General features: G+C 73.9%; 22 protein-coding genes and 1 riboswitch. Of the genes, 14 read left to right on the top strand and 8 right to left on the bottom strand.

Annotation, left to right across the window (positions count from 1 at the left end; genetic code table 11):
• Positions 1 to 61: 61 nt before the first annotated feature.
• Positions 62 to 1,630, bottom strand: coding sequence for an FAD-binding oxidoreductase (locus tag IEZ07_RS24805; protein WP_191897020.1), 1,569 nt, complete (start codon positions 1,628 to 1,630; stop codon positions 62 to 64).
• Between the two features lie 46 nt (positions 1,631 to 1,676).
• Here IEZ07_RS24805 and IEZ07_RS24810 point away from each other — a divergent pair, with 46 nt between their 5' ends.
• The 4 genes from IEZ07_RS24810 to IEZ07_RS24825 all read left to right on the top strand — a co-directional run bounded on the left by IEZ07_RS24810 (position 1,677) and on the right by IEZ07_RS24825 (position 5,312).
• A complete protein-coding gene (locus IEZ07_RS24810; protein WP_191896951.1) occupies positions 1,677 to 2,363 on the top strand; it encodes a TetR/AcrR family transcriptional regulator in 687 nt (228 codons plus the stop codon).
• Complete coding sequence (locus IEZ07_RS24815) at positions 2,360 to 3,880, top strand: glycerol-3-phosphate dehydrogenase/oxidase (RefSeq protein ID WP_191896952.1); 1,521 nt, start codon at positions 2,360 to 2,362, stop codon at positions 3,878 to 3,880. The genes IEZ07_RS24810 and IEZ07_RS24815 overlap by 4 nt, the downstream gene beginning before the upstream one ends.
• 97 nt (positions 3,881 to 3,977) lie before the next feature.
• The gene (locus IEZ07_RS24820) at positions 3,978 to 4,895 is read left to right on the top strand and encodes a sucrase ferredoxin (RefSeq protein WP_191896953.1); all 918 of its coding nucleotides are present in this window, start codon (positions 3,978 to 3,980) and stop codon (positions 4,893 to 4,895) included.
• A gap of 102 nt (positions 4,896 to 4,997) precedes the next feature.
• Complete coding sequence (locus IEZ07_RS24825) at positions 4,998 to 5,312, top strand: WhiB family transcriptional regulator (protein WP_012893126.1); 315 nt, start codon at positions 4,998 to 5,000, stop codon at positions 5,310 to 5,312.
• Between the two features lie 113 nt (positions 5,313 to 5,425).
• On the opposite strand, the gene rsgA is transcribed toward IEZ07_RS24825, so the two are convergent.
• The 3 genes from rsgA to IEZ07_RS24840 form a co-directional block, all read right to left on the bottom strand.
• Entirely contained in the window at positions 5,426 to 6,544 is a 1,119-nt protein-coding gene (gene rsgA / locus IEZ07_RS24830) for a ribosome small subunit-dependent GTPase A (protein ID WP_191896954.1), read from the bottom strand.
• A 233-nt stretch (positions 6,545 to 6,777) separates the two neighbouring features.
• On the bottom strand, positions 6,778 to 8,037 hold the full coding sequence (glyA, locus tag IEZ07_RS24835) for a serine hydroxymethyltransferase (RefSeq protein WP_191896955.1): 1,260 nt from the start codon (positions 8,035 to 8,037) through the stop codon (positions 6,778 to 6,780).
• A 32-nt stretch (positions 8,038 to 8,069) separates the two neighbouring features.
• A riboswitch (ZMP/ZTP riboswitch) is annotated at positions 8,070 to 8,151 on the bottom strand.
• Positions 8,144 to 9,142 carry a YihY/virulence factor BrkB family protein gene (locus IEZ07_RS24840; RefSeq protein ID WP_239320408.1) on the bottom strand — a complete coding sequence of 333 codons (999 nt, stop codon included), beginning with the start codon at positions 9,140 to 9,142 and terminating at the stop codon, positions 8,144 to 8,146. Its footprint overlaps the riboswitch before it by 8 nt.
• Before the next feature lie 178 nt (positions 9,143 to 9,320).
• Here IEZ07_RS24840 and IEZ07_RS35945 point away from each other — a divergent pair, with 178 nt between their 5' ends.
• The 6 genes from IEZ07_RS35945 to IEZ07_RS24860 all read left to right on the top strand — a co-directional run bounded on the left by IEZ07_RS35945 (position 9,321) and on the right by IEZ07_RS24860 (position 13,110).
• The gene (locus tag IEZ07_RS35945) at positions 9,321 to 9,446 is read left to right on the top strand and encodes a hypothetical protein (RefSeq protein ID WP_268245601.1); all 126 of its coding nucleotides are present in this window, start codon (positions 9,321 to 9,323) and stop codon (positions 9,444 to 9,446) included.
• A 106-nt stretch (positions 9,447 to 9,552) separates the two neighbouring features.
• Complete coding sequence (locus IEZ07_RS36370; protein ID WP_373868880.1) at positions 9,553 to 9,642, top strand: putative leader peptide; 90 nt, start codon at positions 9,553 to 9,555, stop codon at positions 9,640 to 9,642.
• A 165-nt stretch (positions 9,643 to 9,807) separates the two neighbouring features.
• The gene (locus tag IEZ07_RS24845; protein ID WP_191896957.1) at positions 9,808 to 11,490 is read left to right on the top strand and encodes a nitrite/sulfite reductase; all 1,683 of its coding nucleotides are present in this window, start codon (positions 9,808 to 9,810) and stop codon (positions 11,488 to 11,490) included.
• Positions 11,487 to 11,630 carry an Insertion element protein gene (locus IEZ07_RS24850; protein ID WP_068895933.1) on the top strand — a complete coding sequence of 48 codons (144 nt, stop codon included), beginning with the start codon at positions 11,487 to 11,489 and terminating at the stop codon, positions 11,628 to 11,630. The genes IEZ07_RS24845 and IEZ07_RS24850 overlap by 4 nt, the downstream gene beginning before the upstream one ends.
• On the top strand, positions 11,627 to 12,355 hold the full coding sequence (locus IEZ07_RS24855) for a phosphoadenylyl-sulfate reductase (protein WP_068895935.1): 729 nt from the start codon (positions 11,627 to 11,629) through the stop codon (positions 12,353 to 12,355). Before IEZ07_RS24850 ends, IEZ07_RS24855 begins: the two co-directional genes overlap by 4 nt.
• Positions 12,352 to 13,110 carry a sirohydrochlorin chelatase gene (locus IEZ07_RS24860; RefSeq protein ID WP_239320410.1) on the top strand — a complete coding sequence of 253 codons (759 nt, stop codon included), beginning with the start codon at positions 12,352 to 12,354 and terminating at the stop codon, positions 13,108 to 13,110. Before IEZ07_RS24855 ends, IEZ07_RS24860 begins: the two co-directional genes overlap by 4 nt.
• A gap of 17 nt (positions 13,111 to 13,127) precedes the next feature.
• Here IEZ07_RS24860 and IEZ07_RS24865 read toward each other — a convergent pair whose 3' ends face one another.
• The 3 genes from IEZ07_RS24865 to IEZ07_RS24875 all read right to left on the bottom strand — a co-directional run bounded on the left by IEZ07_RS24865 (position 13,128) and on the right by IEZ07_RS24875 (position 15,423).
• Positions 13,128 to 13,961 carry a hypothetical protein gene (locus tag IEZ07_RS24865; RefSeq protein WP_191896958.1) on the bottom strand — a complete coding sequence of 278 codons (834 nt, stop codon included), beginning with the start codon at positions 13,959 to 13,961 and terminating at the stop codon, positions 13,128 to 13,130.
• Positions 13,958 to 14,458 carry a SigE family RNA polymerase sigma factor gene (locus IEZ07_RS24870; RefSeq protein ID WP_191896959.1) on the bottom strand — a complete coding sequence of 167 codons (501 nt, stop codon included), beginning with the start codon at positions 14,456 to 14,458 and terminating at the stop codon, positions 13,958 to 13,960. The genes IEZ07_RS24865 and IEZ07_RS24870 overlap by 4 nt, the downstream gene beginning before the upstream one ends.
• An 86-nt stretch (positions 14,459 to 14,544) precedes the next feature.
• Entirely contained in the window at positions 14,545 to 15,423 is an 879-nt protein-coding gene (locus IEZ07_RS24875; RefSeq protein ID WP_275413853.1) for a DUF1707 SHOCT-like domain-containing protein, read from the bottom strand.
• A 269-nt stretch (positions 15,424 to 15,692) separates the two neighbouring features.
• On the opposite strand from IEZ07_RS24875, the gene IEZ07_RS24880 reads away from it, so the two are divergent.
• The 4 genes from IEZ07_RS24880 (at position 15,693) to glgX (ending at position 21,800) form a co-directional block, all read left to right on the top strand.
• A complete protein-coding gene (locus IEZ07_RS24880; RefSeq protein WP_191896960.1) occupies positions 15,693 to 17,135 on the top strand; it encodes an ankyrin repeat domain-containing protein in 1,443 nt (480 codons plus the stop codon).
• Between the two features lie 261 nt (positions 17,136 to 17,396).
• Positions 17,397 to 19,034, top strand: coding sequence for an isovaleryl-CoA dehydrogenase (locus IEZ07_RS24885; protein WP_239320412.1), 1,638 nt, complete (start codon positions 17,397 to 17,399; stop codon positions 19,032 to 19,034).
• Between the two features lie 48 nt (positions 19,035 to 19,082).
• Positions 19,083 to 19,511, top strand: coding sequence for an OsmC family protein (locus IEZ07_RS24890; protein WP_068895948.1), 429 nt, complete (start codon positions 19,083 to 19,085; stop codon positions 19,509 to 19,511).
• A 159-nt stretch (positions 19,512 to 19,670) separates the two neighbouring features.
• Positions 19,671 to 21,800, top strand: coding sequence for a glycogen debranching protein GlgX (gene glgX / locus IEZ07_RS24895; protein WP_191896962.1), 2,130 nt, complete (start codon positions 19,671 to 19,673; stop codon positions 21,798 to 21,800).
• Positions 21,801 to 21,935: 135 nt separating this feature from the next.
• Here glgX and IEZ07_RS24900 read toward each other — a convergent pair whose 3' ends face one another.
• Complete coding sequence (locus tag IEZ07_RS24900) at positions 21,936 to 22,340, bottom strand: hypothetical protein (RefSeq protein ID WP_191896963.1); 405 nt, start codon at positions 22,338 to 22,340, stop codon at positions 21,936 to 21,938.
• Positions 22,341 to 22,407 lie beyond the last annotated feature (67 nt).

Genomic DNA, 22,407 nt, shown 5'->3' on the forward strand with positions numbered 1-22,407 from the left:
CCGGTCCCGCGACAGGCCGGGCCGGAGGACCGGCACAACGGGCCGGGCCGGGCCGGCGCGGTCAGGGGATCAGCACCCCGGGGTTGAGCACGCCGGCGGGGTCGAGCCGCTCCTTGATCCCGCGCAGGACCTCCACGCCCAGCTCGCCGATCTCGGCGGCGTAGGCCTCACGGTGGTCGCGGCCGACGCCGTGGTGGTGCGAGATCGTGCCGCCCGCCGCGACGATCGCCTCGTTGGCCGCCCGCTTGGCCGCCGCCCACTGGGCGAGCGGGTCGCCGCTCTGCGCGGTGACGACGGTGAAGTACAGCGAGGCACCGGTGGCGTACACGTGGGAGATGTGGCACATCACCAGCGGCGAGCCGAGCGCGCCGTGCAGCGCCAGCCGTACGGCGTCGTAGAGGCGGGGCAGGCCGGACCAGAAGACGGCCGTCTCCAGCGTCTCCACGGTGGCCCCGGCGGCGAGCAGCGAGTCCCGCAGGTAGGGGGCCGAGTAGCGGCCGTGCTCCCAGGCGTCGCCGGGCCCGGGTCCCAGGCAGGTCCCGCCGAGACCGGTCAGCGCCTCGGCGGCCCGGTCGCGGCGCTCAGCCGCCTCGGCCGCCTCCCCCTCGTAGCCGGCGATCACCAGACAGCCCCCCTCGGCCGCCGCACCGCCGATCTCGCCCGGCTTGGCCAGGCCGACCATCGTCTCGGTCTCGTCGGACAGGCGCAGCACGGTGGGGACGGGACCGTCCTGGGCCAGGCGCCGCAGCGCGGCCGCGCCCTCCGCGAAGGTGGGGAACCGCCAGCCCTCGTAGATCCGGGCGGCCGGGACCGGCCGCACCCGCAGCCGGAGCGAGGTGATCACCCCGAAGGCGCCCTCCGAGCCGAGCACCACCTGGCGCAGGTCCGGGCCCGCCGCGGACTTGGGCGCGCGGCCCAGTTCCAGGGTGCCGCGCGGGGTGGCCGCGGTCAGGCCGACGACCATGTCGTCGAAGCGGCCGTACCCGGCGGAGGCCTGGCCGCTGGAGCGGGCCGCGGCGAAACCGCCCAGCGTGGCGTACTCGAACGACTGCGGGAAGTGGCCCAGCGTGAGGCCGCGGGCGGCGAGCAGCTCCTCCGCCTGCGGCGCGCGCAGGCCGGGCTCCAGCTCCGCGACCATCGACTCGGTGTCCACCGCGACCAGCCGGTTCAGCCGGGCCAGGTCGAGGGCGACCACCCCGGCGAAGCCCTCGCGGACCGGGGTCAGGCCGCCGACGACGGAGGTGCCCCCGCCGAACGGGACCACCGCGACCCGGTGCGCGGCGCAGATGCGCAGCAGCTCCAGCACCTCGGCGTGCGAGCCGGGCAGCACCACCGCGTCGGGCGCGTCGGAGCCGTCCCCGGCGCGCAGGCGCAGCAGGTCGGGCGTGGACCTGCCCCGGGTGCGCCGGATCCTCGCCTCGTCGTCGCAGCGCACGTGGCCGGGGCCGACGACGCCGCGCAGCTCGTCGAGGACCTGCCCGGGCAGGGCCGGGGCGGGCAGCCGCACCTCGTCCAGGCGGACCGCGGTGGTCTCGGGCGGGCGCACGCCCAGCAGGTCCGCCAGCAGCCCGCGGATCGGCTCGGGCAGGTCGGCGGCCCGGGCGGGGTCGCCCCAGCCGGACCAGAGCATCGGTTCGGCGGCGGTCTTCGGAATCTCCACCCCTACACTGTGACATATGACGTCCAACCGTCACAACGAGACCGGCCCGGCGAAGGGCTCCACCGACGCGCTCCTCGACGCGGCACGCGAGGTCGTGCTCGCCGTCGGGGTGCGGCGCACCACGCTCACCGACGTGGCGCGCCGGGCGGGGCTGTCCCGGATGACCGTCTACCGCCACTGGCCCGACGTGCGGAGCCTGGTCGCCGACCTGATGACCCGGGAGTGGGTCGAGGTCGCGGGCCGCTTCGCCGATGACGACCCGGTCACCGCCGCCGTCGGGTCCGTCCGGGCGCTGCGCGGCCACCCGCTCTGGCGCAAGATCGTCGAAGTGGACCCCGAGCTGCTCCTGCCGTACCTGCTGGACCGCCGGGGCTCCAGCCACGACGCCATGCTCGTCCTGATCGAGTCGGCGATCGCCCGGGGCCGGGCGGCCGGCACCGTACGGCCCGGCGACGCGCGCGCCCAGGCCAGGGCCGTGCTGCTGACCGCGCAGTCGTTCCTGCTGTCCGGCGCCACCATGCTGGACCCGGCCGCCCCGGACGGGCCCGCCCCCGCCGCCCCGAACGAGCCGGACCCCGCCGCACCGGGGGCACCGGGCCCGGCCGCACCGGACGGACCCGGCCCCGCCGCGCCGGACCCGGTCACCGAAGACGTGCTGGACGCCGAACTCACCGCCCTCCTGGAGAGGTACCTGTCGCCGTGAACTCCTCCCTCAACGCCGCCCGCCGCGCCCGCGAGCTCGCCGAGCTGGCCGGCGGCCGGACCGTCGACGTGCTGGTGGTCGGGCTGGGCGCCACCGGCGCGGGCGCGGCCCTCGACGCCGCCTCGCGCGGCCTGTCGGTGGCCGCGGTCGATGCCTTCGACCTGGCCTTCGGCACCTCCCGGTGGAGCTCCAAGATGATCCACGGCGGCCTGCGCTACCTCGCCAGGGGGCAGCTCGGGGTGGCCCGCGAGAGCGCGGTGGAGCGCGGCGTCCTGCTCGCCCGCACCGCTCCGCACCTGGTGCGGGCCCAGCCGTACCTGCTCCCGCTGACCCCGGAGGTCTCCCGGCGCCGGGCGGCGGCGGTGATGGCCGGCTACCGGCTCGGCGACGGGCTGCGCGCCGCCGCCCGCACACCGCGGAGCCTGCTGCCCGGCCCGTCCCGGATCTCCGCCGGGCGGGCGCGCGAGCTGGCCGCCCCGCTGCGGCCCGGCGGCCTGCGCGGGGCGCTGCTGTCCTGGGACGGGCGGCTGGTCGACGACGCCCGGCTGGTGGTGGCGCTGGCCAGGACGGCCGCGGCGCACGGCGCGGCCGTCCTGACCCGGTGCCGGGCGCTGGAACTGGACGGCGCGGGAGCGCGGGTCCGCGACGAGCTCACCGGGGAGACCTTCGCGATCCGGGCGCGAGCGGTGATCAACGCCACCGGAGTCTGGGCCGCGGGGCTCGACCCGCGGATCCGGCTGCGCCCGTCGCGCGGCACCCATCTGGTGCTCCGCGCCGAGACCCTGCCGGGGCTGCGGGCCGGCCTGCACGTGCCGATCCCGGGGACGGGCAACCGCTTCGCGCTGGTCCTGCCCCAGGCCGACGGGCGGATCCACGTCGGGCTGACCGACGAGCCGGTGGAGGGGCCGGTCCCGGACGTGCCGGAGGCCCCCGAGGAGGACGTCGCGTTCCTGCTGGACGTGCTCAACTCCGTGCTGGGGACCCCGGTCCGGCGCGAGGACGTGGCCGGGGCCTTCGCCGGGCTGCGCCCGCTGCTGGCCGCCGGGGGGCACACCGCCGACCTGTCCCGGCGGCACGCGCTGCTCACCTCCGCGGACGGGGCGGTCACGGTCGTGGGCGGCAAGCTCACCACCTACCGGCGGATGGCCGAGGACGCGGTCGACCTGGCGGTGCGCTCGCGCGGCCTGGACGCGGGGCCGAGCCGTACGGCGCGGCTGCCCCTGGTCGGGGCCGTCCCTGCGGGGACCCGGCCCGCCGACCGGCTGGCCGGGCGGTACGGCGGCGAGGCCGGGGCCGTGCGCGCCCTCATGGAGCGCGACCCGGCGCTGGCCGAACCGCTGCCCACCGGGGTCACCGGGGCCGAGCTCGTCTGGGCGGTCCGGCACGAGGGGGCGCTGGACGCGGCCGACCTGCTGGACCGGCGGACCCGGATCGGCCTGGTGCCGCAGGACCGGGAGGCGGCCCTGCCCGCCGCGCGGGCGGCGCTCGCCTATCCGGAGGGGCCGGACCGGGGCTGAGCTTTTTCAAACCCGCCGCCATACCCGCGAAACCGTTAGGTTAGTCTTACCTAAGCCTGGATAGGGGGACCGAGAGGGCTCGGGGAAGGGGGCACGGATGACGGCGAAGGGATGTCCGCACTCCGCGTTCAGCCATACCGCGGAGATGCCGGTCCATGCCAGCGCGACGGTCGGCGCCCGCTTCTGGCTGCTCATCGAGCACCCCGGCCCCTGGGCGTCCCACCTGGAGGACTGCGACCTGCCCGAGGACGTGCGCACCCTCGTCAAGCGGGCGGCGCACCTCGGCATCCGCCCCCAGCTGATCCGCCGGCCGGGCCGCCGGACGGCGTCCCCGGGTCCCGGCGTCCACGTCATGGTGGGTGACGCGCGCGGCCCCGAGCCGTGGCTCGCCGAGGCCGTCATCGCAGACCCGGACGATCTTGACCTTGACGCGCTGGTGGCCGGAGTGCTCCCCAAGTCCTGCATACTGGTGAGTGAGCCGGTTTTTCTGGTCTGCACGCACGCGAAGCGCAACGTGTGCTGCGCCCGCATTGGACTTCCCCTAGCTCGTTCGCTGGCCGAGGTTTGGCCGGACAGAACATGGGAAACATCACATGTTGGCGGCGATCGCTACGCCGCCAATCTCGTGTGCTTGCCACACGGCCTCTACTACGGCAGCATGTCTCAGGCTGCTGCGATCGCAGCAGCGGACGCGTACCGGTCCGGCGAGGTTGTTCTCGACCGTTTCCGGGGGCGCGCGGGCATTCCTGAGCCACTGCAAGCTGCCGAGCATTTCGTCCGTGCCCACACGGGAGAGCTCTCGGTCGGCGGAGTGGCCGTGGAGTCCTCCAGGTCGGACGGCGAAGCCACCGAGGCCATCGTGCGCGGTAGCGACGCTCGTTTTCGGGTAGTGGTTGAACCCATGACGCTCACGGCGCCATGTGGTACGGCTTGCGCCGACACGATCACCACCTATCGGCTGGTCACGCTGGACAGGCTCACGTCTGTGCGGTACGCCACGCCCGTGCCGGCCTGATCGGGGAACATCGCGGCTGATCCACGCGTTGGCACCAAGGATGTCAAAAGCGTCCAATGCGGCAGTAACCCGAAATTCTTCTCACTAGAAGGTGGTTTTCTCATGTCTCAGGTACGTCGGCAGACCGCCCGTCCTCGGCCCAGCTGGGGCTGGCAGGATGACGCCGCGTGCCGGGGCGAGGACCTCGTGCTCTTCTTCGGTCCCGATGGTGAGCGTCAGCCCGAGCGTGACATCCGCGAGCGCAAGGCCAAGGCCATCTGCGCCCAGTGCCCCGTTCGCGCCGAGTGCCTGGACTACGCGCTGTCCCGTCCGGAGAAGTACGGCACCTGGGGCGGTCTGAACGAGGACGAGCGCGCCTCCGAGCGCCGTCGTCGCATGCGCCGCGCCGCCAGCGCCGGCATCAGCGCCGTCGCCTGAACACCTCCACCCGGCTTCCCCCCGTACGTGTGATCTCGCTGATCCCCTGAAACCGCAGCGAGATCACACGTCGTCGCATCCGGGCCCGTCCCCTCGGGCCCGGATCCCTTGCGTCAGGGCCGGTTACGTCCCGGCTTCCGCATCTCCTTGTGGATGACCTTCCACTTGCTCTGCAGCTCCTTGCGGAGCCGCGCGTCGGTCCGCGATGCCATCCAGGCGGCCTCCCGCTGCAGCTTCCGCCAGCTGGCCAGCCGCCGCTCGGGGAGCGTGCCGTCCTCGATCGCGGCGACGACCGCGCAGCCCGGCTCGCTGTCGTGGCCGCAGTCGGCGAACCTGCACTCCTCGGCGAGCTCCTCGATGTCGGCGAAGACCGCCTCCACGCCCTCGCCCATCTCGTACAGGCCGATGCGGCGGATGCCGGGCGTGTCGATGACGAGCCCGCCGCCGGGCAGCGGGATGAGCTCGCGGTGCACGGTGGTGTGCCGGCCCCGGCCGTCGCCCGCGCGGACCTGCTGGGTCTCCATCACCGCCTCCCCGGCCAGGGCGTTGACCAGCGTGGACTTGCCCGCGCCCGAAGCGCCCAGCACCACCGCGGTGCGGGAGCCCTCCAGGTAACCGCGGACGAGGTCCACGCCCTCGCCGGTGACGGAGCAGACGGCGTGCACGTCCACGCCGGGCGCGGCCGAGGCAACCTCGTCCATCAGGAAGGCGAGGCCGTCGCCGATCAGGTCGGCCTTGGTGACCAGGACCACCGGGTGCCCCCCGCTCTCCCAGGCCAGGGCGAGCAGCCGCTCGATCCGGCCCAGGTCGGCGGTGTCGGTGGCGTGCAGGGCGGGCTCGGCGACGAAGACGACGTCGACGTTGGCGGCCAGCACCTGGCCCCGGGAGTCACCGGACAGGCCGCCCTGCGAGGTCCGGCCCACCCCTCCCCGGACGAAGGCGGTACGGCGCGGCAGCAGCGCCTCCAGCTCGAAGCGCCCCTCGGGGAGCCGGCGGAGCGCGGCCCAGTCCCCCACGCAGGGCAGGTCGACCGGGTCGGTGGCGGCGGCCCGCCGTACGCGGGCGCTGTAGTGGGCGGTCAGCTGGCCTTCGGCGCAGAGCACCTCGGCGGCGCCGCGGTCGACGCGGGCCACCCGGGCGGGCAGCGTCCCGGCGGGGAGCCCGGCGGCGAGGGAGTCGTTCCAGCCGAGCGCGGAGAGATCGTAGAAGTCAGGAAGAACTGACGAGGACAACGTGGGTACACCCTTTGTGGAAGACCGGGTGCCCCGCGCTGTGAAGTCGGCTAGGCGGACACCCGGAGGTTGACGGACGGCGGGGTCGTCAGAAAGGCCCGCATAGTCCTCACCTCCCTCTCGTGTCGTCGCCACCCGGCGTCACCGGGCGGCACATGGCCGGGTCCACTATAACGCGGACCCGGCCGGTGTCCGCAAACGCTTTTCCGCCCGCGCGCCGCGCGGGCGTCAGGTCACAGGCCGGGGGCCGGGAAGCGCGAGGTCAGCTCGCGCACCTCGCCCTGCACGCGGGCGACGACGTGCTCGGCCTCGTCCTCGCCCTTGGCCAGGGCGGTGACGACCTGGTCGATCCAGACGCCGATCTGCCGCATCTCGTCCGTGCCCATGCCCCGGCTGGTCACGCCGGCGGTGCCCAGCCGGATGCCCGACGGGTCGAACGGCTTGCGCGTGTCGAACGGCACCGAGTTGTAGTTGGTCTCCAGCCCGGCCCGGTCCAGGGCCTGGGCGGCGGGCTTGCCGCCGACGCCCTTGGGGGTCAGGTCCATCAGGATGAGGTGGTTGTCGGTGCCGCCGGAGACCAGGTCGAAGCCGCGGGAGTTCAGCTCCTCGGCCAGCGCCCGGGCGTTGGCGACGACCTGGTGGGCGTAGGCCCTGAACTCCTCGGTGGCGGCCTCCCCGAGCGCCACCGCGATGGCGGCGGTGGTGTGGTTGTGCGGGCCGCCCTGCAGGCCGGGGAAGACGGCCTTGTTCAGCGCCGTGGCGTGCTCGTCGGAGGTGGCCATCAGCATGGCGCCGCGCGGGCCGCGCAGCGTCTTGTGCGTGGTGGTGGAGATGACGTCGGCGTGGCCGACCGGCGACGGGTGGGCGCCGCCCGCGACCAGGCCGGCGATGTGCGCGATGTCGGCGGCGAGGACGGCGCCGACCTCGCGGGCGATCTCGGCGAAGGCCGGGAAGTCGATCGTGCGCGGGATCGCGGTGCCGCCGCAGAAGATCAGCTTGGGGCGCTCACGGAGGGCGATCTCGCGGACCTCGTCCAGGTCCACGCGGCCGGTGTCCTTGCGCACGCCGTACCGGACCGGGTTGAACCACTTGCCGGTGGCCGAGACCGACCAGCCGTGGGTGAGGTGGCCGCCGAAGGGCAGGCCCATGCCCATCACGGTGTCGCCGGGCTGCAGGAAGGCCATGTAGATCGCGAGGTTGGCGGGCGAGCCGGAGTAGGGCTGGACGTTGGCGTGGTTCACGCCGAACAGCGACTTGGCCCGCTCGATCGCCAGGATCTCGATCTGGTCGATGACCTGCTGGCCCTCGTAGTAGCGCTTGCCCGGGTAGCCCTCGGAGTACTTGTTCGTGAGCACGGTGCCCGTGGCCTCGAGCACGGCCTTGGAGACGTAGTTCTCCGACGCGATCAGCTTGACCGTGTCGGTCTGGCGGCGCTCCTCCGCCTTGATCAGATCGGCGATCTGCGGATCGACGCTGGAAAGAGAACCACTCATGGCGCCTTCACTCCCTGCCTACGTTGACGACACGCGGAGACCCAGGCGCGCGGCCTCCGCCGTTTCCGCTCCCCGGTGGTTGTTCCACCAAATGCGCCAGTCGCGCTTAGACGATATCGGACCGTCCCCCGCGGCTGACCCGTCCCGTGCCGTCGGCGGGCCAGAGCCGGTCCACCTCGGCGTTGAGCGTGGCGCCGATGAGCACGGCCAGGGCCGTGATGTACAGCCACAGGAGCACCGCGATCGGGGAGGCCAGCGAGCCGTAGATGGACACCGGCGTGAACCAGTCGGCCAGCACCGCGCGCAGCACCGCGGCGCAGGCGATCCAGATGATGAGCGCCAGCACGGCACCGGGCATCTCCCGCCACCAGCGCGTGCGGACCGGCACGCTGACGTGGTAGAGCAGGGTGAGGAAGAAGACGGATCCGACGACCACCACCGGCCAGTAGAGCACGTCCACCAGCCCTCCGTAGTCGGGCGGCAGCGCGCCGCGCAGCGCCTCGGGCCCGAGCACCAGGACCGGCATGACCAGCAGGCCGCTCAGCAGGCCCGCGAGATAGAGCCCGAAGGACATCAGGCGGGTGCGGATGATGCCGCGCTCCTCGCCGAGGCCGTAGGCCACCGTGATCAGGTCCACGTAGACGTACAGCGCCCGCGAGCCCGACCAGAGCGCGAGCACGAAGCCCAGCGAGATCAGCGAGACCTGGTTCTCCGGTCTCAGCACGTCGTCGATGAGCGGGGTGACCACGGTGTCCACGGCGTTGTCGGTGAACAGCAGGTGGGCCTGCCGGTCGATCCAGAGGCTGACGTCCTGCACGGTCTCCGGCCCGAACACCTTGGTGAGCTGGCCGACCACGCCGATCAGGCCCAGCACGAACGGCGGGAGCGACAGCAGCGCGAAGAAGGCCGCCTCCCCCGCCAGGCCGGTGACCCGGTAGGTGACCCCCGCGTTCGTGGTGGCCACCGCCAGCGCCCACGTGCCGGTGCCGCGCACCCAGGAGAGCCCGGCCCGCAGCCTGGCGCTGTGGCGGCGCAGCCTGGAGTGGCCCCGCGGCCGTCGCCGCTTCGGTCCCGGCCGCCGCGCCGAGGCATCAGTGGACGTCATGGCATCCAACGGTATTCCCCCGCGGCTCCGTCCCACGAATCCGGCCGGTGACGATCTGCGCCCTTCCGCTGCCCGTGCGACCTGCGGAGAAACCATCCGGAGCGGGAGCGCCCCGCCGGCCGCGCCCGCACCGCCGGGCCTCCCGGAGCGGACGCGGGCCCGGCCGCACAATGGAGGCATGATCTGCGACTCCTGCAAGGACCGCCGCCACGAGGACTGCCGGGGCGGGTCGTGGTGCGACTGCCAGCACCAGCCCCCCGCCGAACCCCGGGAGTCCCCGCTGGACTGGCCCCGCCAGGGCTGAGGCCGTACCTCCGGGACCGGTCCCCGGCCCGGGACAAAGCCCGGACCAAGACCACGTCCAGAGTGTGGACCCGATATTGGACATCCCGGGCCGCCAAGGTATCGTCATGGACATGCCAGCGGACCCCATGCTCGTCGTGCGACGCCACGTCGACCTCCTGCGTGTCCGCAGCGCGATCTGTCGCAACGCCCGTTGACCGTCGCCCTTCGCTGATTCCATCCGGCTCGGCGCGCGACAGGCGTTCTTCCCCGGAGTAGCCGCTTCCCGCGGAGCAGAACCGGCCCCCGCACTCGACGATGAGGCGGGAGGAGCCTGTGCGTGTCCGTCACGTCTTCCCTTCCATCCGTAAGGACGCGCACACATGACGACCCCGGCCCGCCCGGCCAACCGCCACCACAAGCGCCCGAAGGGCGAAGGCCAGTGGGCTCTCGGCTACCGAGAGCCGCTGAACAAGAACGAGGAACTGAAGAAGAACGACGACGGGCTCAACGTCCGTCAGCGGATCATCGACGTCTACTCCAAGGGCGGGTTCGACTCCATCGACCCGGCCGACCTGCGGGGCCGGATGCGCTGGTACGGCCTCTACACCCAGCGCCGGCCCGGGATCGACGGCGGCAAAACCGCGGTCCTGGCGCCCGAGGAGCTCGACGACCGCTACTTCATGCTCCGCGTCCGCATCGACGGCGGCCGGCTCAGCCTGGAGCAGCTCCGCACCATCGCCGACATCTCCAACCTGTACGGCCGCGGCACCGCCGACGTCACCGACCGGCAGAACATCCAGATCCACTGGATCGAGATCGAGTCGGTCCCCGACATCTGGGCGCGGCTGGAGGCGGTGGGCCTGTCGACCACCGAGGCCTGCGGCGACGTCCCCCGCGTCATCATCGGCTGCCCGCTCGCCGGGATCGACAGCGACGAGGTCCTCGACGCCACCGACCAGGTCCGCCAGATCTACGACGACTACGTCGGCAACCCGGACTTCTCCAACCTGCCGCGCAAGTTCAAGACCGCGCTGAGCGGCTGCCCGGCGCACTGCACCGTGCACGAGATCAACGACGTGGCCTTCGTCGGCGTCGTCAACGAGCAGGGCCAGGCGGGCTACGACCTGTGGGTCGGCGGCGGCCTGTCGACCAACCCGATGCTCGCCAAGCGCCTGGGCGTCTTCGTCACCCCCGAGCAGGCCTCCGAGGTCTACGGCGGCGTGATCGGCATCTTCCGCGACTACGGCTACCGCCGCCTGCGCCACCGGGCGCGGCTGAAGTTCCTGGTCAGCGACTGGGGCGTGGAGAAATTCCGCGACGTCCTGGAGAAGGAGTACCTCGGGTACACGCTGCCCGACGGCCCCGCGCCCGCGGCGCCGCGCAGCGAGCGCCGCGACCACGTGGGCGTCTTCCCGCAGAAGGACGGCAACTTCTACGTCGGCTTCACGCCCCGGGTCGGCCGCCTCAGCGGTGACAAGCTGCACCTGATCGCCGACATCGCCGAGCGGCACGGCTCCGGCCGGGTGCACACCACGATCGAGCAGAAGATGGTCGTCCTCGACGTCGCCCCCGACCGGGTGGACAGCCTGGTGGCCGAACTGGAGGCCAACGACCTGCAGGTCAACCCCTCCACCTTCCGCCGCCAGACGATGGCCTGCACCGGCATCCAGTTCTGCAAGCTGGCGATCGTCGACACCAAGGACACCGCGTCCCACCTGATCGACGAGCTGGAGGCCCGGCTGCCGGACTTCACCGACCAGCTGACCATCAACGTCAACGGCTGCCCCAACTCCTGCGCGCGCGTCCAGACCGCCGACATCGGCCTGAAGGGCCAGCTGGTGGTCAACGACGCCGGCGAGCAGGTCGAGGGCTTCCAGATCCAGCTGGGCGGCTCGCTCGGCGCCGACTCCGGCTTCGGCCGGAAGGTCCGCGGCCTCAAGGCCACCGCCGCGGAGCTGCCCGACTACGTCGAGCGGGTGCTGCGCACCTTCGAGAAGCAGCGGAACGAGGGCGAGACCTTCGCCGCCTGGGCGCGGCGGGCCGACGACGCGGACCTCAAGTGAGCGGCAGAGCGGTCCCGTTCCACTGCCCGTACTGCGGCGAAGAGGACCTGGAGCCCTACGAGGGCGACGGCGGCTGGTACTGCCGCTCGTGCGCCCGCGCCTTCAAGCTGAAGTTTCTCGGAATCGGAGTGGTGAGATGACCCTGGTGGACGTGGAGATCGGATTACGTCAGCAGCGCGACGCGCTCGACCTGCAGGACATCGTCGAGTCCGCCGCGCGGTTCCTGGAGGACGCCTCCGCCATCGAGATCATCCGCTGGGCGGCGGCGACCTTCGGCGACCGGCTCTGCCTGACCGCGTCGATGAGCGACGCGCTGATGATCGACCTGGTCAGCAGGGTCAAGCCGGGCGTGGACGTGCTGTTCATCGACACCGGCTACCACTTCGCCGAGACGATCGGCACCCGGGACGCGGTCCGGCAGGTCTACGACGTCAACGTGATCGACGTGCGGCCGTCCCGGACGGTGGCCGAGCAGGAGCGCGACCTCGGCCCTCGGCTGTTCGGCCGCAACCCCGACCTCTGCTGCTTCCTGCGCAAGGTCGAGCCGCTCAACCGGGCGCTGGAGCCGTACCTCGCCTGGGTGTCCGGCATCCGCCGCGACGAGGCCAGCACCCGCGCCGGGATCAAGGTCGTGGAGTGGGACGCCAAGCGCCAGATGGTCAAGATCAACCCGATCGCCCGGTGGACGCAGGACGACGTCGACAACTACATGGCCGACAACGGGGTGCTGATCAACCCGCTGCACTACGATGACTACCCCTCGATCGGCTGCGCCCCCTGCACCCGCCAGGTGGCTCCCGGCGAGGACCCGCGCAGCGGCCGGTGGGCCGGGATGGGCAAGACCGAGTGCGGCATCCACACGTGAACCGCGCCCCGCTCCCGCGGGCCCGGCCGGTCCCGCTGATCGCCGTGGCGCACGGGTCCCGCGACCCGCGCGCCGCCGCGACGGTGGAGGACCTGCTGGATCTGGTGAGGGAGGCGCGGCCGGGGCTCCCGGTGCGGGCCGCCTACCTCGACCACGCCCCGCCGACGCTCGCCGGGGTGCTGGCCGGGCAGGCGGAGGCGGCCGTGCTGCCGCTGCTGCTCACCGAGGCCTACCACAGCCGGGTGGACATTCCCGGCGCGCTGGCCGAGGCGGCGGCCCGGCAGCCGCGGCTGCGGGTGCACCGGGGCGCGACGCTGGGCCCGCACCCGCTGCTGACCACCGCCCTGGAGCGGCGGCTGGCCGAGGCGGGCGTGGCCGCCGGCGACCCGGAGACCGCGGTGGTGCTGGTCTCCGCGGGCTCCAGCGACCACCGGGCCAACGCGACCGTCGCCCGCATCGCCCGCGACTGGGCCCGGCGCGGCTGGTGGGCGGCGACCGCCGCCTACGCCTCGGCTGCGGCGCCCGCCCCGGAGGCGGAGGTGCGGCGGCTGCTGGCCGCCGGGGCGCCCCGGGTGGTCGTGGCCCCCTACCTGCTGGCCCCCGGCCACTTCGCCGACCGGATCCGCGCGAACACCCTCGCCGCGGGCGCGGAGACCGTGGCGGACGTGCTCGGCGCGGCCCCGGAGGTCGCCTCCGTGCTGCTGGAGCGGTACGGCCAGGCCCTGGGGAGGACCGAGGTCTCCGCGACCGCCTGACCCGGCGGAGGCGCCCGTCAGGGGGTCCGCACCGGCGCTCCGGCCCGGTCCCCGCACCGGAGCACGACCATCTCACCGGTGTCCGGGTCGATCTGCCGGACGTCGTCCCGGCACTCGGGCTCGTCCAACCGCCGGACCTCGATCCGCCACGTGGCGTCGAAGCTCCCGCCCGCGGCCAGGAGGGCTTCGACGTCCTCCGTCCCGGTGAGCGCTTCGAGGGGGTCCCCGGCGCCCGCCTCCGCCGCGGGGCCGGAGGCGCCCGCGGCGGCCCGCAACACCGCGCCGGCCACGGTGTGCCCGGCGGGACGGCGATCCTGCGGCGGCGCCGTCCAGTGGACCGCGTGCACCGGGCTCTCGATGACGCCGATCCCCGTCTCCTCGCTTTCGCCGCTTCCCCGGCCGCAGGGGCCCGCCGTCACGAGCCTGCCGTCGACCCAGAGGGCGGCCTTGGTCACCGGCCCGCTGCACCACAGGGTCACCGCGATCCGTCCGCCTCCCGTCGGGACCGTGAGCTCCTTCCGCACTCCGCCGCCCGTGAATCCCTGCCGCGCGACCAGCTCCCCGACGAACGGCCCGCCCCTGGGCGTGCCGACGACGGCGGGTGAGCCCTCCGGCCTGGACATGACGCCGGTCCAGACGTCCTCGGGGAGCACGCCCGCGGTCCCGGCGGGCAGGGTGGCGGCCATCGCGACGGCGAGTCCCGCCGCCGCCACCCCGCCCGCCGCGCCGAGGCGGCGCCGCCTGATGCGGCGGGCCCGCCGGTCGACGTCGGCCACGGTCACGCCCCTGCAGGGACCGCCGCCGCTGTCGGTGTCGAAGAGATCGCGCAGATCGCTCTCAGTGATCGTCATCTCAGCTCCGAGGTGAGCGCGGCCCGGGCCGCGGGATCGACGCGCAGCTTGGCCAGCGCCCTGGCGGCCTGGCTGCGCACGGTGGCCACCGAACAGCCGAGGATCTCGGCGATCTCCGCGTCGGGCAGGTCGGCGAAGTAGCGCAGGACCAGCACCGCCCGCTGCCGGGCGGGCAGCGCCGCGAGCACCGAGCGCACCTCGTCGCGCGCCCCCAGGTCGGCGGCCGGATCCCGGCCCGCCTCCTCCGGGAGCGTCTCGGTCGGGACCTCACCCTTCCACCTCCGCCGCCACCAGGTGGCGTGGGTGTTGGCCAGGATCCGGTACACGTACGGGTCGGGATTCTCCCCGACCCTGCGCCAGGCGAACCACGCCTTGGCCAGCGCCGTCTGCAACAGGTCCTCCGCCGTGCCCCAGTCGCGGCAGAGGAGGTACGCGGTGCGCAGCAGACGGGCCGAGCGCTGCTCGACGTAGCGCTCGAAGTCGGCCCGGTCACGCATGCGGTAGTCCTCACTGATCGGTGGCAGTCACCGAATCACTACCGCCCGGCCCCCGCCGGGCGTTGCACGCCCCGGGGAATCCGTTCTCAGCGCTCCGGCGGGCGCGGCGGCTCGGGGTGCCGTGGCGGGTGGAGGGGAGGGAGCGGGGGAAGCGGGGGGAGGGGCTGGGACGCCCCGGGCGCCCGGGGCGGCTCGGCGGGCTGCGGAGGGTACGGCTGCCCGTACGGGTCCGGCTGCGGGTGAGCCTGCCCGTGCGGCGCGTGCCCCAGGTGCCCCTCCCAGTGCGGGGCGGGCGGCGGCAGCTGCCGGTACGGCTCTCCGGTCAGCTCCCCGCGCAGCTCGCGCCACTGCTCCCGCCAGGCCGCCCAGGCCTTCTTGGTCCTCCCGGCCCGGGCGTCGCCGATCACCTTGACGTCGCCCATGAGGGCGAACGCCTTGACCCGGATCAGCGGCACGTTCGTGCCGGGGGGCGCCTCGAGCACGTCGACCCGCTTGTCCCCCATGATCGCGATGCCCTCGAGTTCGACGTCCACTCCGTCCGGGACGATGACCTTCACGTCGCCCATGACCGCCGTGGCGGCGATGTCCACCACACCGGTGCGGACCTCGGCGTCCCGCAGGTCGAGCACGACGTCGCCCATCACCGCCACCGCGCCGAGCTCCCCGTCGATGCGCCACTTGCCGCGCCGCTTGGAGTCGCCCATCACCGCCACGAACCAGCGCCGCGCCCGGCCGCCCTTCCCCGCGGGCGCGGGCGCGTGGGCGGGCGCCGGGGCCTGGCCGGCCGGCGGCAGGTCGGAGGTGATGACGGCGAGTTCGGCCTGGGTGACGGCACTGTAGGCCGCCTCCGTGCGCTCGGTCAGCTCGCCGAGGGTCAGCCGCCCCTCGACCGAGGCGACCCGCAGCCGCTCGACGACGGCTTCCCGCTCGTCGTCCGACGCTCGAATTCCACCCGGATCACTCACAAGTCACAACATATCGCGAGTACCCCGGGCCGGTCTCCTCCCCGAGGAGGAGACCGGCCGTCCACCGGACGGTGCAGACGCCCGCGGACGCCGTGTCGCGCGGGGCCCTGGCGCCCGCGGCGTCGCGCAGGACCCGTGCAGGACCCGGCACCCCTGGGGCGTTGCGGAGGTCCCGCACAGGACCCGCGCGGGTACCCGCGCCTTCCGGACCGCGTGCCGTACGGCCCGCTCCACCGGAGGAGGCCCGGGTCCGCCTATGATCCGGAGGCATGTACCGAGAGCTTCTGGACGCCGTGACCGCCGGCGACGCCGAGCGGGCCGAGACCCTGCTGCGCAAGGGTGCGCCCGCCGATCCGGCGGACGGCGCGGAATCCACCGCGCTCTACCGGGCGGCGGCGGCCGGCCGCGCCGGCCTCGTACGGGCCCTGCTGGCGGCCGGGGCCGATCCGGGCCGGGTCAGCGGCGGCGAGGAGGAGGGGCTGCCGCTGTGCGCGGCGGCGGCCGGCGGGCACGTCGAGGCGGTCGAGGCGCTGCTGGCGGCCGGGGCCGACCCCGCCGGTCGGGAGGCCGGTGGATGGACGCCCGTGCTCTGGGCGGCGGCCGGCGGGCGCGACGGGGCGCTGCACGCGCTCCTGGAAGCCGGAGCCGGGGCCGAGGACGCCAACGACGACGGCGACACGCCGCTCACCCTGGCGGCCCGGCGCGGGGCGCTGGGCGCGGTGCGGGCGCTGCTGGAGGCCGGGGCGGACCCGGCCCGGCCGGACGGGGAGGGCGACACGCCGCTGTCCATCGCCTACGACTGGCTCGGCACGCAGCTGGAGAGCGCCCTGCTGGACCAGGTCACCGACCAGGCCCCCGAGGACGCGGAGTTCGTCGTGGGGCGCTCCCGCGCCGAGGACGGAACCGACCTGGTGACCGTCACGGCGGTGGACGGCGAGGGCAGGCCCGCCGTCCAGCTGGAGTGCCAGCGCGGCCACGCGGCCGTCGCCACCCTCCTGGAGGACGCGACCGGCGAGTGGCTGCCCTTCGACGAGCTGGTCGAGCGGGCGCTGCCGTACCGGGACGTCGACGAGGAGGCCGAGACCTGGTGGACGGTGGCGGCCTCGCTGCAGCGGCGCGGCGACCGCGGGACCTTCGACGACGCCGTGCGCCTGTGCGTCAGCGAGGACCCGCGCCGGCGCGAGCTCGCCGTCGACGTGCTCTCCCAGTACGGCTTCACCGAGGACGCCAAGCCCTTCCTGGAGGAGAGCCTGCCCGTCCTGCGGCGGATGGCCGCCACCGAGGGCGACGAGCGGGTGCTGCGCTCGGTGCTCGGCGCGCTCGGCCATCACGCCGACCCGCGCGCGCTGCCCGAGGTCCTGGAGATCGTCACCGCCGAGGGCTGGACCCGTACCGAGGCCGATCCGGCGGCGCTGGCCGCGGTCCTGCCGCCCGGCCACGCCGAGGGACTGGCGCTGCTCGTCTCGATGACCTCCGACCCCGACCCGGACGTGCGCGACTGGGCGACCACGGGCCTGGCCGGCCTGGAGGAGGACACCCCGCAGATCCGCGGCGCGCTGGCCGCGCGGCTCGACGACGAGGACCTGGGCACGGTGGCCGAGGCCGCGCGGGGGCTGGCCCGGCGGGGCGATCCCCGGGCCCGGGCGGGGATCGAGCGGGTCCTGGCCGAGAGCGACGACGACTACGCCAGGGACATCGTCACCGGCCTCTGACGACTCCTGACGACGACCGCAGGCGCCCGCCCGGCGATCGCCGCAGCCGCCGACGGCCGGTGACGGCCGGCGGGGAACCGCGAGCGGCCGCCGGGAGCCGGGCTGCGGACCCCGGCTCCCGCAGCCGTGGGGTTACCCATCAGTATCCGGACGAATAGCCTCTATCTCGACATGCGACCGTTCGCATGTCGCGACAGAGGCAGACGGAACCCCCGGCGACCGGCGAGGACGGGGCCGGGCGATCTCACGCGGAGGCCGCACGTGACCCACGACGTCTTCAACCAGGTCCCCCCGCTCACCGGTCACGACGTGTCCGCCGACGCGGCCCTCACCGAGGGCCTGGCCCGCGAGGGCGCCGGCTGGGCCCTGGAGGAGCTGCGGCGGCTCGGCGCGCTCGCCGGGACGGAGCGGGCCGCCGAGTGGGGGCGGCTGGCCAACGAGCACCCGCCGGTGCTGCGCACCCACGACCGCTACGGCCACCGGATCGACGAGGTCGAGTTCCACCCCGCCTGGCACGAGCTGATGACCGTGGCGGTGTCCGGCGGCCTGCACGCGGCCCCGTGGACCGACCCGCGGCCGGGCGCGCACGTGGCCCGGGCCGCCGGGTTCTACGTCTGGAGCCAGGTCGAGGCCGGGCACGGCTGCCCGGTCTCCATGACCTACGCGGCCGTCCCGGCGCTGCGCCACGCCCCGGAGCTGGCCGCCGAGTGGGAGCCCCGGCTGGCCTCCCGCGAGTACGACTTCGGGCTCCGGCCGGCGGCCGCCAAGCGCGGCGTGCTGGCCGGGATGGCGATGACCGAGAAGCAGGGCGGCTCCGACGTGCGCGCCAACACCACCCGGGCCGAGCCGCTGAGCGACGGGACCTACGCCCTCACCGGCCACAAGTGGTTCAACTCCGCCCCGATGTGCGACGTGTTCCTCGTCCTGGCCCAGGCGCCGGGCGGCCTGACCTGCTTCCTGCTCCCCCGCGTGCTGCCCGACGGCACCCGCAACGCCATGCGCCTGATGCGGCTGAAGGACAAGCTGGGCAACAGGTCCAACGCCAGCTCCGAGGTGGAGTACCACGGGGCCGTCGCCTGGCGGGTGGGCGAGGAGGGCCGGGGCGTGCGGACCATCCTGGAGATGGTCAACATGACCCGGCTGGACTGCGTGATCGGCTCGGCCGCCGGCATGCGGTACGGCCTGCGCCAGGCGGTCCACCACGCCGCGCACCGCGGCGCGTTCGGCCGCCGCCTGGTCGAGCAGCCGCTGATGCGCAACGTCCTGGCCGACCTGGCCGTGGAGTCGGAGGCCGCGACCGCGCTGATGACACGCCTGGCCGGGGCGACCGACCGGGCCGCCGGGAACGCCGCCGGGGACGCCACGGAGGCCGCGCTGCGCCGTACCGCGCTGGCCGTCGGCAAGTACTGGGTGTGCAAGCGGGCTCCGGTCCACGCGGCCGAGGCGATGGAGTGCCTGGGCGGCAACGGCTACGTGGAGGAGTCGCAGCTGCCGCGGCTGTTCCGCGAGTCGCCGCTGAACGGCATCTGGGAGGGGTCGGGGAACGTGGCGGCGCTGGACGTGCTGCGCGCCCTGGGCCGTGAGCCGGAGGCCCTGGAGGCGTTCCTCGGCGAGGTCGCGCTCGCCGCCGGGGCCGACCGCCGGTTGGACGACGCCGCCGACCGGTTGCGCAGGTCGCTGTCGGACCCGGCCGACATCGAGTCCCGCGCCCGCCGGCTCGCCGAGGACATGGCGCTGGTCCTGCAGGGCTCCCTGCTGGTACGGCACGCGCCCGCGGCCGTCGCCGACGCCTTCTGCGCCTCCCGGCTGTCCGGTGAGGGCGGCCGGGCGTTCGGTACGCTGCCCTCCGGGCTGGATCTTGACGCCGTCATCGACCGGGTCGCACACCCCGGCGCCTGAACGGCGTATGTTCGCTCATGAACATTGATCGATCGAAAGGACATCGCCATGGCGACGACCCGTACCGCGACGACCCAGTGGAAGGGCTCCCTGATGGAGGGCTCCGGCACGGTCGCGCTGGACTCCTCCGGCGTGGGCACGTTCGACGTGTCCTGGCCCTCGCGGGCCGAGCAGCCGGGCGGCAAGACCTCCCCGGAGGAGCTGATCGCGGCCGCCCACTCGTCCTGCTTCTCGATGGCCCTGTCGCACGGGCTGGCCCAGGCGGGCACGCCGCCGCAGTCGGTGGAGACGAAGGCCGACGTGACCTTCCAGCCGGGTGAGGGCATCACCGGGATCGTCATCTCGGTCCGCGCCCACGTCCCGGGCATCAGCGCCGAGCAGTTCCAGACCGCGGCCGAGACGGCCAAGGCCAACTGCCCGGTGAGCAAGGCCCTGGCCGGCACCACGATCAGCCTCAACGCCGAACTGCTGAGCTGACCGCCGCGCTCCCGCGCTCCCGCGGTCGCGTGCGCCCCGGTGCGGGCGCGCGCGGCCGCGTTCCGCGCCCCGCCCGCACCGCGCCGTACCTGCGGGCCGGGGCGGAAAAAGGCGGGCGCACCCCGCGCGGGAGACCCGACTGGAGGAGAATCTGGTTACATGCGCGAAGTCTGGCCGGGAGAGCCGTACCCGCTCGGTGCCACGTGGGATGGCGTGGGCACCGGTTTCGCCCTGTTCTCCGAGGTGGCCGAGCGGGTGGAGCTGTGCCTGTTCGGTGAGGACGGGCGTGAGGAGCGCGTCGACCTGCCCGAGGTCGACGGGTTCGTCTGGCACGGCTACCTGCCGGGCGTGATGCCCGGGCAGCGGTACGGCTACCGCGTCCACGGGCCCTACGAGCCCTCCCAGGGGCACCGGTGCAACCCCGCCAAGCTCCTCCTCGACCCCTACGCCAAGGCGATCGACGGCGAGCTGTCGTGGGACGAGGCGCTGTTCTCCTACCGGTTCACCGATCCGGCCGCGCGCAACGACTACGACAGCGCCCCCTTCATGCCGAAGAACGTGGTGGTCAACCCGTTCTTCGACTGGGGCGCCGACCGGCCGCCCCGCACGCCGTACCACCAGACCGTGATCTACGAGGCGCACGTGCGCGGGCTCACCATGCGCCATCCCGCGGTCCCCGAGGAGCAGCGCGGCACCTACGCCGGGCTGGCCCACCCGGCGGTCCTCGACCACCTGCTGAGCCTGGGCGTGACGGCGGTGGAGCTGATGCCGGTGCACCAGTTCGTTCCGGAGCACGCGATGGTGGCCCGGGGGCTGACGAACTACTGGGGCTACAACACCATCTCCTACCTCGCCCCGCACAACGGCTACGCCTCCGGCGGCCGGCGCGGCGAGCAGGTGCTGGAGTTCAAGGCCATGGTCAAGGCGCTGCACGAGGCGGGCATCGAGGTCGTCCTCGACGTGGTCTACAACCACACCGCCGAGGGCGACCACATGGGGCCCACGCTCTCCTTCCGGGGCATCGACAACACCGCCTACTACCGGCTGCACGACGGCGACCGGCGCTACTACCTCGACTACACCGGCTGCGGCAACTCCCTCAACGTCCGCTCCCCGCACGCGCTCCAGCTCATCATGGACTCCCTGCGCTACTGGGTCCTGGAGATGCACGTGGACGGCTTCCGCTTCGACCTGGCCTCCGCGCTCGCCCGCGAGCTGCACGACGTCGACCGGCTGAGCGCGTTCTTCGACCTGATCCAGCAGGACCCGGTGATCTCGCAGGTGAAGCTGATCGCCGAGCCCTGGGACGTGGGGCCGGGCGGCTACCAGGTGGGCAACTTCCCGCCGCTGTGGACCGAGTGGAACGGCAAGTACCGCGACACGGTCCGCGACTTCTGGCGGGGCAACGGCTCGGCGCTGCCGGAGTTCGCCTCCCGGCTGACTGGCTCGGCGGACCTGTACGCCACCTCCGGCCGCCGCCCGGTGGCCTCGATCAACTTCGTCACCGCGCACGACGGGTTCACCCTGAACGACCTGGTCTCCTACGACCGCAAGCACAACGAGGCCAACGGGGAGAACAACCGCGACGGCACCGACGACAACCGGTCCTGGAACTGCGGCGCCGAGGGTCCGGTCGAGGACCCGGCGATCGTACGGCTCCGCCGCCGGCAGCGGCGCAACTTCCTGGCCACCCTGTTCATCTCCCAGGGCGTGCCCATGCTGGTCGCCGGCGACGAGCTCGGCCGGACCCAGCACGGCAACAACAACGCCTACTGCCAGGACAACGAGGTCTCCTGGATCGACTGGTCGCTGGCCGGGACCGAGGCCGACCTGCTCGGTTTCGTCCGGGCCCTGTCGGAGCTCCGGCGCGGGCACCCGGTCCTGCAGCGCCGCCGGTTCTTCCACGGCCGCATGTCCCCGGAAGGCGTCCGCGACATCGTCTGGCTCACCCCGGCGGGGACGGAGATGTCGGCGGCCGACTGGCACACCGGCTACGCCAAGTCGCTGGCGGTCTTCCTCAACGGCGACGCCATCACCGAGCCGGGCCCGCGCGGCGAGCGGATCGTGGACGACTCGTTCCTGCTGCTGATCAACGCCCACCACGGGGACATGACCTTCACCCTCCCGGACGCCCGCTACGGCTCCGCGTGGCGGACGGTGCTGGACACCGCCGACGAGGTCGCCAGGGACGAGCCGTTCCCCGACGAGTTCTGGCCGCCGGAGTCCGTGATCGCGGTGACCGCGCGCTCGATGCAGATCCTCCGCTGCGCCAGGTCCGCCCGGGGGTGACCGCGCGCACCGGGCGGACCTCCCGGACGCGCGGGACGGCCGGCCGTACGCACCGGTGCGTACGGCCCGCCCGGTGCGTACGGCCGGCCGTACGCACCGGGCGGGCCCCCGGGACCGGCGGGACGGCTCCTGGAGCTAGTGGCCGGTCGCGATCGTGGCGGTGAGCAGGACCAGCACGAACGTGGTCACTCCCGCCAGGCCGTGCAGCAGCACCGCGAGCACCGGGAAGCGCTGCTCGGCGCCGCGCGCGTGGCGGCCGCCGCCCAGCCAGCGGGTGAACATGACGAAGCCCAGCAGCGCGGCGGCCGAGAGCACGCCGAAGGAGAGCCAGGCGAGGAACCGCTGCAGGGTGAGCACGTACGCGATCCAGCAGCCCAGCGCGGAGACCGCCAGGACCGGGTGGGCGAAGACCAGCGCCGCGGGGAACCGGGTGACCTTCGTCGCCTGCTGCCGCAGGCCTCCGCCGGACAGCCACAGGTACAGCAGGTAGATCCCGACCATCGCGGTGATCGACCATGTCACGATCGCGACCAGCCCCACGCAACCCTCCCTGATCTTCAGAGAAATCATGTGACGGCGAGCCCCCGAAGTCACCAGGGCCGCCGAA

Source organism: Planomonospora parontospora, from assembly GCA_014647935.1.
Taxonomy (GTDB): domain Bacteria; phylum Actinomycetota; class Actinomycetes; order Streptosporangiales; family Streptosporangiaceae; genus Planomonospora; species Planomonospora parontospora.

Coding starts and splice junctions, on each gene's coding strand:
- IEZ07_RS24870 (WP_191896959.1), bottom strand. CDS start 14,458: ATGCGTGACCGGGCCGACTTCGAGCGCTACGTCGAGCAGCGCTCGGCC.
- IEZ07_RS24825 (WP_012893126.1), top strand. CDS start 4,998: ATGTCTCAGGTACGTCGGCAGACCGCCCGTCCTCGGCCCAGCTGGGGC.
- IEZ07_RS24810 (WP_191896951.1), top strand. CDS start 1,677: ATGACGTCCAACCGTCACAACGAGACCGGCCCGGCGAAGGGCTCCACC.
- IEZ07_RS24890 (WP_068895948.1), top strand. CDS start 19,083: ATGGCGACGACCCGTACCGCGACGACCCAGTGGAAGGGCTCCCTGATG.
- glgX (WP_191896962.1), top strand. CDS start 19,671: ATGCGCGAAGTCTGGCCGGGAGAGCCGTACCCGCTCGGTGCCACGTGG.
- IEZ07_RS24880 (WP_191896960.1), top strand. CDS start 15,693: ATGTACCGAGAGCTTCTGGACGCCGTGACCGCCGGCGACGCCGAGCGG.
- IEZ07_RS24840 (WP_239320408.1), bottom strand. CDS start 9,142: ATGACGTCCACTGATGCCTCGGCGCGGCGGCCGGGACCGAAGCGGCGA.
- glyA (WP_191896955.1), bottom strand. CDS start 8,037: ATGAGTGGTTCTCTTTCCAGCGTCGATCCGCAGATCGCCGATCTGATC.
- IEZ07_RS24805 (WP_191897020.1), bottom strand. CDS start 1,630: ATGCTCTGGTCCGGCTGGGGCGACCCCGCCCGGGCCGCCGACCTGCCC.
- IEZ07_RS24865 (WP_191896958.1), bottom strand. CDS start 13,961: ATGACGATCACTGAGAGCGATCTGCGCGATCTCTTCGACACCGACAGC.
- IEZ07_RS24845 (WP_191896957.1), top strand. CDS start 9,808: ATGACGACCCCGGCCCGCCCGGCCAACCGCCACCACAAGCGCCCGAAG.
- IEZ07_RS35945 (WP_268245601.1), top strand. CDS start 9,321: ATGATCTGCGACTCCTGCAAGGACCGCCGCCACGAGGACTGCCGGGGC.
- IEZ07_RS24855 (WP_068895935.1), top strand. CDS start 11,627: ATGACCCTGGTGGACGTGGAGATCGGATTACGTCAGCAGCGCGACGCG.
- IEZ07_RS24820 (WP_191896953.1), top strand. CDS start 3,978: ATGACGGCGAAGGGATGTCCGCACTCCGCGTTCAGCCATACCGCGGAG.
- IEZ07_RS36370 (WP_373868880.1), top strand. CDS start 9,553: ATGGACATGCCAGCGGACCCCATGCTCGTCGTGCGACGCCACGTCGAC.